The sequence below is a fragment of the Vibrio quintilis genome (assembly GCF_024529975.1).
Lineage (GTDB): Bacteria > Pseudomonadota > Gammaproteobacteria > Enterobacterales > Vibrionaceae > Vibrio > Vibrio quintilis.
The window spans coordinates 243,437-255,601 of sequence record NZ_AP024898.1 but is presented as its reverse complement, the minus strand read 5'-3'; the positions used below and the strand labels follow the sequence as shown (position 1 = coordinate 255,601).

14 protein-coding genes are annotated in these 12,165 nt (G+C 48.7%); 6 read left to right on the top strand and 8 right to left on the bottom strand.

The window, feature by feature from the left end; translation table 11 throughout:
• The first annotated feature begins 165 nt into the window (after nt 1-165).
• Both OC443_RS19755 and OC443_RS19750 read left to right on the top strand, forming a co-directional pair.
• On the top strand, nt 166-969 hold the full coding sequence (locus OC443_RS19755; protein ID WP_234976399.1) for a metallophosphoesterase family protein: 804 nt from the start codon (nt 166-168) through the stop codon (nt 967-969).
• A 277-nt stretch (nt 970-1,246) separates the two neighbouring features.
• Nucleotides 1,247-2,146: a hypothetical protein gene (locus tag OC443_RS19750; RefSeq protein ID WP_073583555.1), complete on the top strand. Its 900-nt coding sequence runs from the start codon at nt 1,247-1,249 to the stop codon at nt 2,144-2,146.
• A 23-nt stretch (nt 2,147-2,169) separates the two neighbouring features.
• Here the strand turns inward: OC443_RS19750 and OC443_RS19745 are convergent, their stop codons facing one another.
• From OC443_RS19745 to OC443_RS19715, 7 genes are all read right to left on the bottom strand, one after another.
• Nucleotides 2,170-2,625: a GNAT family N-acetyltransferase gene (locus OC443_RS19745; RefSeq protein ID WP_073583557.1), complete on the bottom strand. Its 456-nt coding sequence runs from the start codon at nt 2,623-2,625 to the stop codon at nt 2,170-2,172.
• 240 nt (nt 2,626-2,865) lie between these two features.
• Complete coding sequence (locus tag OC443_RS19740) at nt 2,866-3,627, bottom strand: hypothetical protein (RefSeq protein WP_073583559.1); 762 nt, start codon at nt 3,625-3,627, stop codon at nt 2,866-2,868.
• Between the two features lie 258 nt (nt 3,628-3,885).
• The gene (locus OC443_RS19735; protein WP_073583749.1) at nt 3,886-4,260 is read right to left on the bottom strand and encodes a VOC family protein; all 375 of its coding nucleotides are present in this window, start codon (nt 4,258-4,260) and stop codon (nt 3,886-3,888) included.
• A gap of 175 nt (nt 4,261-4,435) precedes the next feature.
• The gene (locus OC443_RS19730; protein WP_234976408.1) at nt 4,436-4,834 is read right to left on the bottom strand and encodes a metal ABC transporter solute-binding protein, Zn/Mn family; all 399 of its coding nucleotides are present in this window, start codon (nt 4,832-4,834) and stop codon (nt 4,436-4,438) included.
• Nucleotides 4,835-4,877: 43 nt separating this feature from the next.
• Entirely contained in the window at nt 4,878-5,324 is a 447-nt protein-coding gene (locus OC443_RS19725) for a metal ABC transporter solute-binding protein, Zn/Mn family (protein WP_200796929.1), read from the bottom strand.
• Nucleotides 5,321-6,226 carry a metal ABC transporter permease gene (locus tag OC443_RS19720; RefSeq protein ID WP_073583561.1) on the bottom strand — a complete coding sequence of 302 codons (906 nt, stop codon included), beginning with the start codon at nt 6,224-6,226 and terminating at the stop codon, nt 5,321-5,323. The genes OC443_RS19725 and OC443_RS19720 overlap by 4 nt, the downstream gene beginning before the upstream one ends.
• 21 nt (nt 6,227-6,247) lie before the next feature.
• Nucleotides 6,248-7,114, bottom strand: coding sequence for a metal ABC transporter ATP-binding protein (locus OC443_RS19715; RefSeq protein WP_200796930.1), 867 nt, complete (start codon nt 7,112-7,114; stop codon nt 6,248-6,250).
• Between the two features lie 244 nt (nt 7,115-7,358).
• Between OC443_RS19715 and OC443_RS19710 the strand changes: the two genes are divergently transcribed.
• The 4 genes from OC443_RS19710 (at nt 7,359) to OC443_RS19695 (ending at nt 11,021) form a co-directional block, all read left to right on the top strand.
• A complete protein-coding gene (locus OC443_RS19710) occupies nt 7,359-7,511 on the top strand; it encodes an aconitase family protein (protein ID WP_200796931.1) in 153 nt (50 codons plus the stop codon).
• Nucleotides 7,512-7,851: 340 nt separating this feature from the next.
• Complete coding sequence (locus OC443_RS19705; protein ID WP_200796932.1) at nt 7,852-9,966, top strand: LruC domain-containing protein; 2,115 nt, start codon at nt 7,852-7,854, stop codon at nt 9,964-9,966.
• Between the two features lie 19 nt (nt 9,967-9,985).
• Entirely contained in the window at nt 9,986-10,474 is a 489-nt protein-coding gene (locus tag OC443_RS19700) for a hypothetical protein (protein WP_073583569.1), read from the top strand.
• A 163-nt stretch (nt 10,475-10,637) separates the two neighbouring features.
• A complete protein-coding gene (locus tag OC443_RS19695) occupies nt 10,638-11,021 on the top strand; it encodes a nuclear transport factor 2 family protein (RefSeq protein WP_073583571.1) in 384 nt (127 codons plus the stop codon).
• 204 nt (nt 11,022-11,225) lie between these two features.
• Here OC443_RS19695 and OC443_RS19690 read toward each other — a convergent pair whose 3' ends face one another.
• A complete protein-coding gene (locus OC443_RS19690; RefSeq protein ID WP_073583573.1) occupies nt 11,226-11,603 on the bottom strand; it encodes a hypothetical protein in 378 nt (125 codons plus the stop codon).
• Nucleotides 11,604-12,165 lie beyond the last annotated feature (562 nt).

Below are 12,165 nucleotides of genomic sequence, written 5' to 3'. Positions count from 1 at the left end.
CGTCTGATTTATTACCGGACAGATAACTAACCTGTAAAGCATCAGGATTGCGCTAAGATCGCCTTATTCAAATCCAGACATGCTGTCTTTCATGCGCTTTTAGTGATAATTTGCTTCAGGACCGTCAGATATATACCCAAGCAACCTGAAGATGCAGGATTCAGGTTGTTTGGGTATAAAACGATTGAATATCAACAATCACAGGGAGTGAATACATTGGAAAAATTTGCCGTGCTGTCAGATATTCACAGCAATATTTACGCACTTGAAGCCGTGGTCGCTGATGCGAAAAGCAGAGGCGCAACGACGCTGATTAATCTCGGTGATATTCTGTATGGCCCGATTGCCCCGCGGGCAACCTACGACTGCCTGCAAACGTTAGATGTCATCACGATTTCCGGCAATCAGGACCGGCAGATATATGAAGCGACGCAGGATGAAATTGACGCCAACCCAACCATGCAGTTTATTCTCGACGATTTAGGCGACGCGCCGCTTGCCTGGATGAAACAGTTACCGTTCGATAAACAAATCACCACCGATATTTATGCCTGCCATGGCACACCGGAAGATGATCTGGTTTACCTGCTGGAAGACACCCGCTCCGGGAAACCGGAACTGAAACCGGACCAGGAAATTATCCGGTTGTTAAATGGCATTACAGCACCGGTGATCTTATGCGGACATACCCACCTGCCACGCTGTGTCGAACTTTCAACTCATCAGCTGGTCATTAACCCCGGCAGTATCGGTCTACAGGCCTATACAGACGATGAACCCCATCTGCATTCGATGCAAAATTACACCGCGAAGGCATCTTATGCGATATTAGAAGAGGCAACGACAGCCGGGCAATGGCAGGTCAGTTTTCACCGGATTCCTTATGATGTGCAAAGTGCCGTTCGTGCTGCGCGCAAACGGGGCCGCAAAGACTGGGAACATTTTCTGTTAACCGGGCGCAAGCTTTAAAGCCGGTGTTTCAGCCACAGGTCAGCAGCATCAAACACAGCATATGCTCAGGGATCATTCGCTGTCGTATATTGCAGGCAATGTAAAAACCGGGACACGGCGTAACCTTCACAATGTGAAAACACAGACACAGGAAAATGTTTTTCAATCAACATCCGTGAGGATTACAATCGGGCCAGATAATGTATGTGACGAAACCATGTATGTGACGGGATTGAAACCCGGCCGCATCGCGCAAAATTAAATCACCCCGGTATTTTACGTTAAGAGTAAGAATATGCAGACTATTTCTACCGATAGAAACACCTGGATTGCCCAAAAGGGACAACCACTTCGCCTGACAACGCCCCGCACAATTGAACCTGTGGTGCTGGCGGATGAAAAAGCCGTCGGACTGGCAATGTTTCATGAGCTGAAATCCGTCGCTGACAGTCAAGACGGAGACATCAATATCGTCCTGCTCGGCGGGCGTGGTGCGCAGGCACTTCATCAACATTTGGGTGAACTGGCGAAAGGGTCGTCGGCAGACACGTTTCTTGCCCGCCTCAATGTCTTCACTCAGGATGCGCTGGCCCCCATGCGGATGGAGAACAGCCTCAGTTTCGTGCGGGATTTTGAGCGGTTACTGGGAGAGGATTTTTTCCGCAAAATAAAATCCTTTACCCCGATGAAAACAGACAGTGACAACATCTCCGCCGCTCTGGACCAGTATCTTGAGACAATGAATGCACTCGGCGGTCCGGATATCTTCTTTCTCGGTCATGGCCCGGAAGCGGAAGGCGCTTCTCACCTCGCCTATATCAAACCGGGCTCGGGGGCCGGCGTTAACGATATTGCGGGTATCATTCCGATTTCAGAGTCGATTCTGGAACACCACATCACCAAATTTAAGGCCGGTGGCAGCACAGTAAATGCAGCAGATGAAGCGGAATGCCGCAATGCAAAATACATCCTTACGCTGGGGCCTGCAGCCATTTTAAGTGCGAAAAAAATCGTCCAGTCCGTTGTGGATGCGGATACCGCCCCCGCGAAAAAAATCACTTATAACAATGTGTTGAATACCACCCTGTCTGACGATGCAGACGAGCGGAATAAGCAGCTGGATAATAATCCCGGCCTTTGGGTCAGATTCCATCCCAATGTGGTGAGTTATGTGTTGCCTGATGTGATGGCATAAGCTTAGCCTGTCTGATGAATCTGTCAGGTCGTGATCATCCTGCGTAACTGCACTTCAGTCGCTTCAGCGCCATCAGTCAGTTCAAACAGCTCTGATGTGACAACCTGACAGACACTGAAGCCGAGTGCTTCGAAAATCTCAATGTTGCCCGTCTGGGCAACACACCACAGTGACACCGACTGAGCTTTCGGATAATTGGCAATCACGCCATCAATAAGCTTACGGGCAATCCCTTTACGCCGGTACTTTTTCTCAACCGCCAGTGTGCTCAGATGTAGTTCAGTACCTTCATATTTTGCTTCCACAACGGCGATTAAACACGCATCAAGGACATAACCAAACCACTGCCAGCGCCCGTTATCTGCATATTTTTCACGCCGTGCTTTCCTCACCGGCACATATATGCGCCGCAGCTCTGCAAAGCAACGCTGAGATAAAGAGAAAGCAGTAGCATCGGTACCGGGTAATGGTTGAATCATCAGGGTGTCCTTTTGGTATCAGCTGACAATAACAGATAGCCGTTAAATAACAAAAAGCAAAAATAAAAAGGACAGACATTTCTGATGCTCCCGTAAGCTTCATGAGGTGTCTGTCCCGGTAAGATTTATCAGTACCAATCTGCTTTCAAATCATCATTAAACCAAATCCCTGCTTCACTTCGGTTAGTGTTTGACATGTATACTCAAACAACCTGAATATATACAGGTTGTTTGGGTATATTACATATATTCCAGCGACGAAATACCCAGTTCAGTACAGATGGTTTCGAGATCTTCAGGCTTGAGCAACTGGAAGTTCCAGATAAATAAGCCACCGATATCATGGGATTTCACCTGCTGGAGAAAATAATCCAGATTCTCAGCAGTTAAACCATCAGGTGTAAGGGCGAGTATCACCTGCTTCGCCGGTACGCCATACACTTCAATGGTTTTCTCTATGGCAGCACTGACATAACGTTTGATGTCATCCATCCCCCACATTTTTCCACCGTAACACATCAGTACAAACCGATCGCACACACCGCTGTCTGAAACCGCCTGAACCGTGCTGTCACCTGAATTCACATAATCTGCCCCGGCAAGGAAGGTGTAGCTGGTCTGGCAGTCACTGGCTTTAAGCTGTTTCATCACCGCAATCACGTTGTCGATGTTCATCCGGCTCTCGTTATCAAAATCAACCCCCGCCCATGAACCTTTGGTGCAGGTCGCTGCCATTTGCTCCAGCTGATCGGCTGCCGGCATCTCATCCGGCACGGCGCCTGCCCCGCCATAGGTCCACATCACATCACCATGCATCACCGTTGGTGCCGGGGTTGTTTTAGGACTCCAGTTCCAGGACTGTTTCGGCGGTGTGCCCGTCGCCAGCTCTTTGAGATTGGTCACCATGCCATACATCGTGCAGGTAAATGTGACAGGTGGCTGGACATGGATTTCCTGTGTCCAGCCACCAATGATGTATTCGTCTTTTTTGCTTTCACTCATGTGACAGACTCCTGTGACGTTATGTGTCAAGCGTTTCAACCTCTCAACGCGGATATCAGATTAGATGAATATACCTAAACAACACTATGAAGTGTATGTCATAAATCCATATCCGGTAGTCCCGGTCAGAGAACAAAAGGCAGGCCCGGAAAAACTTTCCTGAGATTTGCTTGATAAATGAGTTATTTAGGATAAAAAAACCGGCGAAAAAACCACCGGTGATTCTGTCATGAAAAGCACGCTACGATGAAAAAAGGGTTATTTAAGAGAATGCAGACCAATCATATTACCTTCCGTATCGCTGACCAGAGACACAAATCCATACTCGCCAATTGGAAACTTTGGCCGCTCAATGGTGCCGCCAGCTTCAGTGACACGGACTTGTTCAACGCTGCAATCTTCACAGGAGAAATAGACCATCACACTATGCTGCCCCACAGCAACACCGTCCATTTTCACCAAAGCGCCACCCGCACCGTACTGTTCCATATCGGAAGGAAAAGTCCGCATTTCCATCCCAGACTGACCGGGGTCTAAATCGTCCAGTTTCGTGTCGAAAACTGTTTCGTAAAACTGTTGTGCTCTTTGCATATCGGTCACATAAATCTCAAACCAGCAAACCGGATTTTTCATCGGCATAACCTCGTCTCTGTAATGGTGTTGCTTAAGTGGTATTGATATAAGTGTATACCCAAACAACCTGAAGATGCAGGGTTGCTTGGGTGTAATCGATAAAAATACCTGCGACGGGCAAATGACGGTTTTCCGTCACAGAAAACCGTCATTCTTATGCTGGCTGAGTGAAGGGCTACTTCATACTGGCAGCCATCACATCAACATTGTGAGTAAATGCATCCACATAAGTCGGTGCGTCACCGTTTTTTCCGGTCAGCGCTTCAGGATACAATTCTCCGCCCGCCTTCGCACCAGAAGCTGCTGCAATCTGTTTGACCAGCCGTGGATCGGTCTGATTCTCGATAAAATAAGCATGAATGTGCTCACTTTTCAGCTGTTGAATCAACTCGCCAACATCATTCGCGCTGGCCTGCGCTTCTGTAGAGAAACCCAGCGGAGACAAGAACTTCACACCATACTCAGCACCGAAATAACCAAATGCATCATGGCTGGTCAGCACTTTACGCTGACTTTGCGGGATCGCCGCAAACTTCTGTTTTGCCCAGACGTTAAGCTTCTCCAGCTTTTGAATATATGCGTTACCCCGTTTGCGGAAATAGTCCGCATCCGCCGGATCAGCTTTGATCAGCTTTGATCAGCGCATTCATTACATTGCGAGCGTAGACCATGCCATTTTTAGCGCTGTTCCATGCATGGGGATCCGTCATCGTTTCTCCGTCTTCCAACATCGAACGGGTTTGAATACCTTTGGAGGCGACCACCAGTTCACGCCGGTAACCGGATGATTTCACCAGACGATCCATCCAGCCTTCCAGCCCCAGACCACTGACGAACACCACATCCGCCTGGTTCAGGGTAACACTGTCTTTCGGCGCGGGTTCAAAGGTATGCGGGTCGCCATCCGGGCCGACCAGAGAAGTGACTTTGACATGATCACCGCCGACCTGCTGCACAATATCAGCAAGCACCGAAAAACTGGCAACTGTGTCGAGCGTTTTTGCCATCAGAGAAGGACTGACCGCAAACAATAACGCCAGCACCGTGGTTTTTAATTGTTTCATTTGATATTCCTTAGTTGACTGAAGCCCATCTCATCAGGAGGTGAGCCGCTTACTTTTTTACGCACGGGTAGAATTCCTTTCTCCATGCCAAAAAACACAGAAAAAAGAAACAGAATCGTGGCAGTTAAAACAATGGCCGGACCGGCCGGAATCGACTGATACCAGGACCAGGTCAACCCCGCCACCGAGCTGACCACACCAAATAACGCCGCCAGCAGTAGTGTCAGCGGCAGATGATTCGACCAGCACCGGGCTGAAATGGCTGGCAGCATCATTAATCCGACGGTCATCAGCGTTCCGAGAATCTGAAACCCGGCGACTAAATTCATCACGACTAACGCCATAAACAGCCCGTGAATCAATGACGGAAAACGCTTCGACCGAACCTGAAAAAACGCCGCATTAAAAGATTCAAACACGATCGCCCGGTAAAACAGTGCCAGCAGCAGCAAAGTGACCGAAGTAATCATGCCAATAAAAATAATTGCATCGTTATCCACCGCCAGCAGGGAGCCAAATAACAAATGTAATAAGTCCACACCGGTACTACGCAGAGAAACCAGCGTCACACCTAACGCCAGCGAGCCTAAATAAAGCCCGGCGAAGGTTGAATCTTCATGCAGCCGGGTTGCCGAGCTGATCCAGCTGGAACTCATGGCAACCAGCAGACCGGCCACAAATCCGCCAATCCCCATCGCGATCAGAGACATCCCGGCACACAGATAACCAATCGCCACACCAGGCAGTACCGCATGAGATAACGCATCCCCAATCAGGCTCATCCGGCGCAGCAGTAAAAACACGCCCAGCGGGGTCAGGCTGACCGATAAAGCCAGACAAGCCACCAGAGAGCGGCGCATAAAACCAAACTGGGCAAAAGCATCCAGAATATGCATCGTCATTGTTTTTCCTCTTTGACCCGTTTACCCGAAACGAAGGCTCACGCCGGACTGCGGATGAAACAGGCCACATTGTGATAACACCTCACTGGTTTTTCCCCAGTGAAAACAGCTGTGATTGATCACCAGTGTCTGCGGAAAGAAGGTATGCACCATTTCCGGATTATGCAGTACGGTAATGATGGTTTTCCCCGCCCGGTGGAGCTGACCAATCAAAGCAATCAGCATCTCCTGCGTTTGCGCATCAATGCCGGTAAAGGGTTCATCCATCAGCATCACCGGCGCATCCTGCACCAGCAGCCGGGCAAATAACATACGCTGAAACTGCCCGCCGGAAAGACGATTTACACTGTAATCAGCCAAATCACGAATCCCCGTGGTGTCTAAGGCCGCATTAATCCGTTCGGTATCAGCACGGGTTAATGCCGATATCATCCGGCGCCCCGGCCAGCATCCCATCGACACCACATCAAACACACTGATGGGAAAACTGCGGTCAATATCTGCCTGCTGCGGCAGCCACGACATTTCAGCCTGAACGTTCTGATGAAAAGACACATGCCCGGAAACCGGCGCCAGCAGGCCGCAAATCGTTTTCAGTAAGGTGGATTTACCGGTGCCGTTTTCTCCCATAATGGCAGTTAAGCTGCCTTGCTCAAAACTACCGCTGACCGGTTCTGTCAGGCCTTTCCCCTGGTAACCGACAACCAGATTATTCAGATTGATCATGGCAGTAACACCGCCCAGTGAATGGCGAGCCAGAGCAGCAGAATCAGTACTGATGCCAGCCCTGCCCGTGCGAGGCCGGACAATGTCAGAATAGAGTGGGAGCTGCGCATGATGCCTGATCCGGAAAATATCGACTGAATCATTTTTCTGTACCGTGAACACGTGATTTTCAATATGTTATAACATAACAATTTAAGCACAGCAACAAACAGCGTCAAATCCATCTATCGTGCCTCCGGCCACCGTATTTGTGCCGTTATGCACTTTATTTTAATGCATCGAGACAAATTGAAGCACTTCAGATTGAATTTTATAGCGACAAAGTGAAATAACCTGACTGCATAATACACAGACCTTGCCCTGACCGTCTCCCAGCGTTTAAGAGCTGGGTGTGACAGGTGAGTTTGTGGAATTTTTTGGTCCGGGCGTCTCTTCTCTGACAGCAGATGATTGCTGTGTGGTCACCAATATGGCTCCAGAGTATGGTGCAATCACCGGCTTTTTTGCGACTGATGTACAGACTTTACGTTATCTGCAACGAACCGGCTGCACTGCTTGAACCGGGTTATCATCTCGATCAACAAATACTGGAACGCTGTCGGGGCTTCCGGTAACCCTTTCTTTATCGACACCGTGAACAGAATACAGCTTGAAAATTCGATTAAAAATATTTCAGACATCAGTGAACTTTTGGAATCAGGTGCCCTTCTGGAATCGAAAGACGCCTGAACATCAGGCAGCAGGCGATCCCCTTTCCCGGATAGCCTCTCATTCTGACTGTCAATTTGCATAAAATGAGTCACCACATAATAAATCATTACAATTCAATAAATTAAAACAGGCACATATCTTGAAATAACCATCATTATCCATCTTCGAACGCATCATGCAGAGGAATAATGATGAGAAAAATCACCCTGTTTGTCTTACTTCTTTTAACCAGTCGTGTTGCCTGGTCAACGCCATTTGATACCTGCCCGAGCCGGGCGTATCTGTTTCAGTCCAAACCAGTGCAGGTGTATGGCGTCAATCTGGTGACCGGCATGACCACCCTGATTCAGGGTGACACCGGGATGGCCAGCAACATCAATGGCGTCGGCTTTGATTTTGATTCCCGCTATATTTTCGGCTATGACACCACCCAGAAACGGATTGTCCGGCTGGACAAGAACTTTCAGGCCAGTGTCATTCCGACCATTGGTCTGCCCACAGATCATACTTTTTTTGTCGGTGATGTGTTTAACAAGTATTACTACCTGTACCGGCAGAATAAAGGTTTGTTCCGGATTGACCTGACCCCGCTGGATACCGATCCGAACGCCGTTCTGGTGGTTGAAAAAATCACCGGCACCGCGAAAATCTCCTTAACTGACTTTGCCTTCCATCCCGGTAACAGCAAACTCTACGGTATCGATAATGGCTCCGGTTACCTGTATGAATTCGACACCGACACCGGCGCCGCAAACTTTATCGGCGATACCGGTGAAACCGGGACATTCGGTGCCGGCTATTTTGACGTCAACGGCTATTATTATGTGTCACGCAATCAGGACGGCCAGATCTACCGGATTGATTTATCCAGTGAAGCCAATATCAGCTCCGGCAACGTGGCTGCGGTCAAATTTGCTGACGGCCCCTCTTCCAATCAAAATGATGGCGCGCGCTGCGCGAATGCGCCGGTGATTGATGAAGATTCCCAAATCGACTTTGGTGATGCCCCGGACAGCTACGGCACCTCGCTGGCAGAAAACGGCCCGCGCCACCAGCTCGATGGTCAAACCTGGCTGGGGCAAAGTATGCCGGACGGAGAACAGGACGGCATGACAGGTTCAGCGACCGATGACACCACCGGCACTAATGATGAAGACGGCATCAACTTTGTTACCCCGCTGGAAGCAGGACTGGAAGCAATTATTCAGATCGACGCCTCGACGACCGGTTATCTCTCAGCATGGATTGACTGGAATCAGGACGGTGATTTTGCTGACGACAATGAGCAGATTTTTACTGACCAGTCTCTGTCAGACGGGCTGAATACCTTCTTTCTGACGGTGCCGTTTTCGGCAACGCAGGGACAAACCTGGAGCCGCTTCCGGTTCAGTCAACAAACCGGCCTGGATGCCACAGGCGGGTCAACTTCCGGAGAAGTGGAAGATCACCCGGTGTATGTCACCTCTGAAGGTATTAGTGTCAGACATTATCCCAGCGAATCCGGTTACGCCACGGTCGCCTTTGAAGATAACTGGCCGCATACCGCTGATTACGACATGAACGATGTGGTGATTCACTATCGGGTGACGGAATTTGTCAAAGACGGTCAGGTGAAGAAAAGCTTTATTCAGGGACGTTTGTCGGCGATGGGCGCGACTTATCACAATGGTTTTGCCATCCGTTTGCAGGGGCTGAACCGGCAGGATATCGATACGGCACTCACCCGGCAATACCATAATCAGACATTGCAGGAGAACAGCGGACTGGACAACAGTGCCAATGAAGCGATATTGATTATTTCAGAAGATTTAACACTGAAAAAAGGATCGCAATGCGCCTATTTCCGCACCCAGAACCACTGTAAGGAAGATGAATCGTTCCAGTTTGAGCTCCATGTGTATCTGAAAGACGGTGCCGACAGCTCCGGGCTGATCGCCATGCCTTACGATCCGTTTATCTTTGCCACACCGGGTTATTATCATGGTGAAGGTTTACCTAACCACCCGGGGCACAGCTGGGAAATTCACCTGCCCGATTGTGCACCAACTGAAAAATTCGCCGGAGACACCCTGTGGCAGCTCGGCGTTGATGCCAGTGACCCGTCCGCCGGGACTTTCTTTAAAACCGCACAAAATCACCCGTGGGCGCTGCTGATTCCTTATGAGTGGATGTGGCCATCGGAACGTACTGACCTGCTGCAAGCATATCCGGACTTTCAGATGTTCGCCGAAAGTGGCGGTTCTCAGGGACGAAACTGGTACACCAACAGCAAAGCATCTTCTCAGTTTATTTATATACCGTAGACCTGATCAGGGAGAATAAATGATGATTCAGCGAACTTCTATTTTATCTGTATTATGCCTGTTATCAGGGCTGATGTTATCCGGCTGCGGTGGCGGAGGAGGCGGTGGCGGTGGAAGCAGCGCCGGCAGTGCCACACAGGGTGCAACTGCAAGCGCTCAGGCGGTGGAGGATTTAAATGTGCCTGATGATTTTGACTATGCGTCAACCCGCGACATCACACTGGAAATAAACATGACATCGCTTTCAGGCAGCCGCAGCTATGCGTCGGTGTACACCCGTTTCACACAAAGCACGGACGGCACTTTCCGCCCGGATCCGGGCAGCCGGCTGGTGAACACGGCCCTGACCGACGGCACAGCCATATTCACAGTCACGGTTCCTGCGGCAGACACACAGCTCTTAATTGAAATCTGGGTGATCGGTAACACCAGCCCGGTTCAGCGGGTAATTACGATTGAACCGGTTTCCGGTCCGGGCGCGGAATATCAGTATTTGCTGACTGATTAGCGTAGTTTGCATCCGGGACAGCTGTGCCGGGTGCTCATTTTTCATTTTGATGATGACATTGAATAAAAAATAGTCACAATCTGTGATGACCGTTCATAAAATACCGCACACCGTCATGACATAATCAAAAGCATTCCGCCCGATCCCTACAAGGAACTTCCTTATGGACGACAATGCGAAACTCACCCTGGTTGAGTCATACGTACATCACTACAATACATTCAATATTCCCGGCATGCTTTCACTGCTGGATGACGGGGTTGTATTTGAAAACGAATCCAATGGCGTGATTAACACCCACACGGAAGGCCGGGAAGAATTTGAGCAACTGGCACATGAATCTGCAAAATTTTTCAGCGCCCGTGAGCAGAAGATCACTTATGTTGACCTGAGCGACAGCGGCGCAACCATCGGCATTGACTATAAGGGTGTGTTAGCGGTCGACCTGCCAAATGGGATGAAAGCGGGCGAAGTCCTTGCCGTTGAAGGAAAGTCCTTCTTTGAATTTTCCGGGGATAAGATTTGTTATATCCGGGATATGAGTTGAGGGGGATGCCATTGGAAAGCTTATCGGGACAGATGCTTTAAGAACCCGGCTTTGATATGGCTGAAGTTTCCGGCTGCTGTGGATGATATGTTGCGCTAATTGTTTTTTTGATCCAGGCAGCTTCTGGAGCACGCGCCCAGTGGCGCATGGAGTGCGAATATAGTAAGAAACTAGTTATTGACGCCATAATCGTTTATGCGCATATTATTTGGCTGTGCATTTTCCATAGAACTGAGATGGTATCAAGTCACCACCAAAAACAACTGTATTTCTACTATGCACCGTATCCATAGTATTTGTAATCGTAGTCACCATGACATTCCCTGTCCCAGTCACTTCCAAAAATGATACGCGGTCATTTCCCGGAACCTTTACTACCTCATTACTACCATTGTTCCCTGACACATAAACTTTATCGGCATCAGGATCAATCAGATATCGAAGAATGAATTCATTCTTTGTAACGTGAACACCCTCTGGGTCTGCATACTTTTTATATACGCACTCCAAAGTACTGCTGGACGCAAGAGACGAATTGGAAACAAAACAGAAAGCGATAAAAAGTAAACTCTTGAACTTCATGAAAAACCTACTTTATAAGATATTTTACGAGGCATTTTACTCTCCTCTGTGTCCTCGTTTGTGACATATAGTACAAAGCACATAACGATCGACTCATCGACGCTCAGCCGGAGAGGTAAAATGAGCGGGACATACACCCTACACCAAAACACAAACTGTCATACTCATCTAACACCATATATTTCAGGTAGTTTACGTTCCCAAAAATGCCACAACTCTCCCTTCATCAATAAACAGAATTGACCAAACACTCAGTAATTCAAATGCACTTGCTCACTGAAAGCGGATACTTTGAATAGACACACATATTTTTTATGGTTTTCATTGTTTATCTCATGATTGATGTGAGCAAATGTGAATTTGCAACGCGTTTATATCAATGATATTTGCATTCGGTATGCATTCCCACGCGTGGGAACGAGAAGAAAAAAACACAGCCAAATTGATCATTGCTCAAAGGAGGAACTTTCAGGAGAAAGTTCCAGATTTGTCAGCGCAGGGGCGCGTTCGATCATGCCGGAGAGATCGAAGAAACCCATAGCGCAACAAACCATCCCACCAA

What these genes read in the sequence shown, in the direction of transcription:
- OC443_RS19750 (WP_073583555.1), top strand. Translation starts at nt 1,247, where the DNA reads ATGCAGACTATTTCTACCGATAGAAACACCTGGATTGCCCAAAAGGGA.
- OC443_RS19745 (WP_073583557.1), bottom strand. Translation starts at nt 2,625, where the DNA reads ATGATTCAACCATTACCCGGTACCGATGCTACTGCTTTCTCTTTATCT.
- OC443_RS19740 (WP_073583559.1), bottom strand. Translation starts at nt 3,627, where the DNA reads ATGAGTGAAAGCAAAAAAGACGAATACATCATTGGTGGCTGGACACAG.
- OC443_RS19735 (WP_073583749.1), bottom strand. Translation starts at nt 4,260, where the DNA reads ATGAAAAATCCGGTTTGCTGGTTTGAGATTTATGTGACCGATATGCAA.
- OC443_RS19725 (WP_200796929.1), bottom strand. Translation starts at nt 5,324, where the DNA reads ATGAAACAATTAAAAACCACGGTGCTGGCGTTATTGTTTGCGGTCAGT.
- OC443_RS19720 (WP_073583561.1), bottom strand. Translation starts at nt 6,226, where the DNA reads ATGACGATGCATATTCTGGATGCTTTTGCCCAGTTTGGTTTTATGCGC.
- OC443_RS19705 (WP_200796932.1), top strand. Translation starts at nt 7,852, where the DNA reads ATGATGAGAAAAATCACCCTGTTTGTCTTACTTCTTTTAACCAGTCGT.
- OC443_RS19700 (WP_073583569.1), top strand. Translation starts at nt 9,986, where the DNA reads ATGATGATTCAGCGAACTTCTATTTTATCTGTATTATGCCTGTTATCA.
- OC443_RS19695 (WP_073583571.1), top strand. Translation starts at nt 10,638, where the DNA reads ATGGACGACAATGCGAAACTCACCCTGGTTGAGTCATACGTACATCAC.
- OC443_RS19690 (WP_073583573.1), bottom strand. Translation starts at nt 11,603, where the DNA reads ATGAAGTTCAAGAGTTTACTTTTTATCGCTTTCTGTTTTGTTTCCAAT.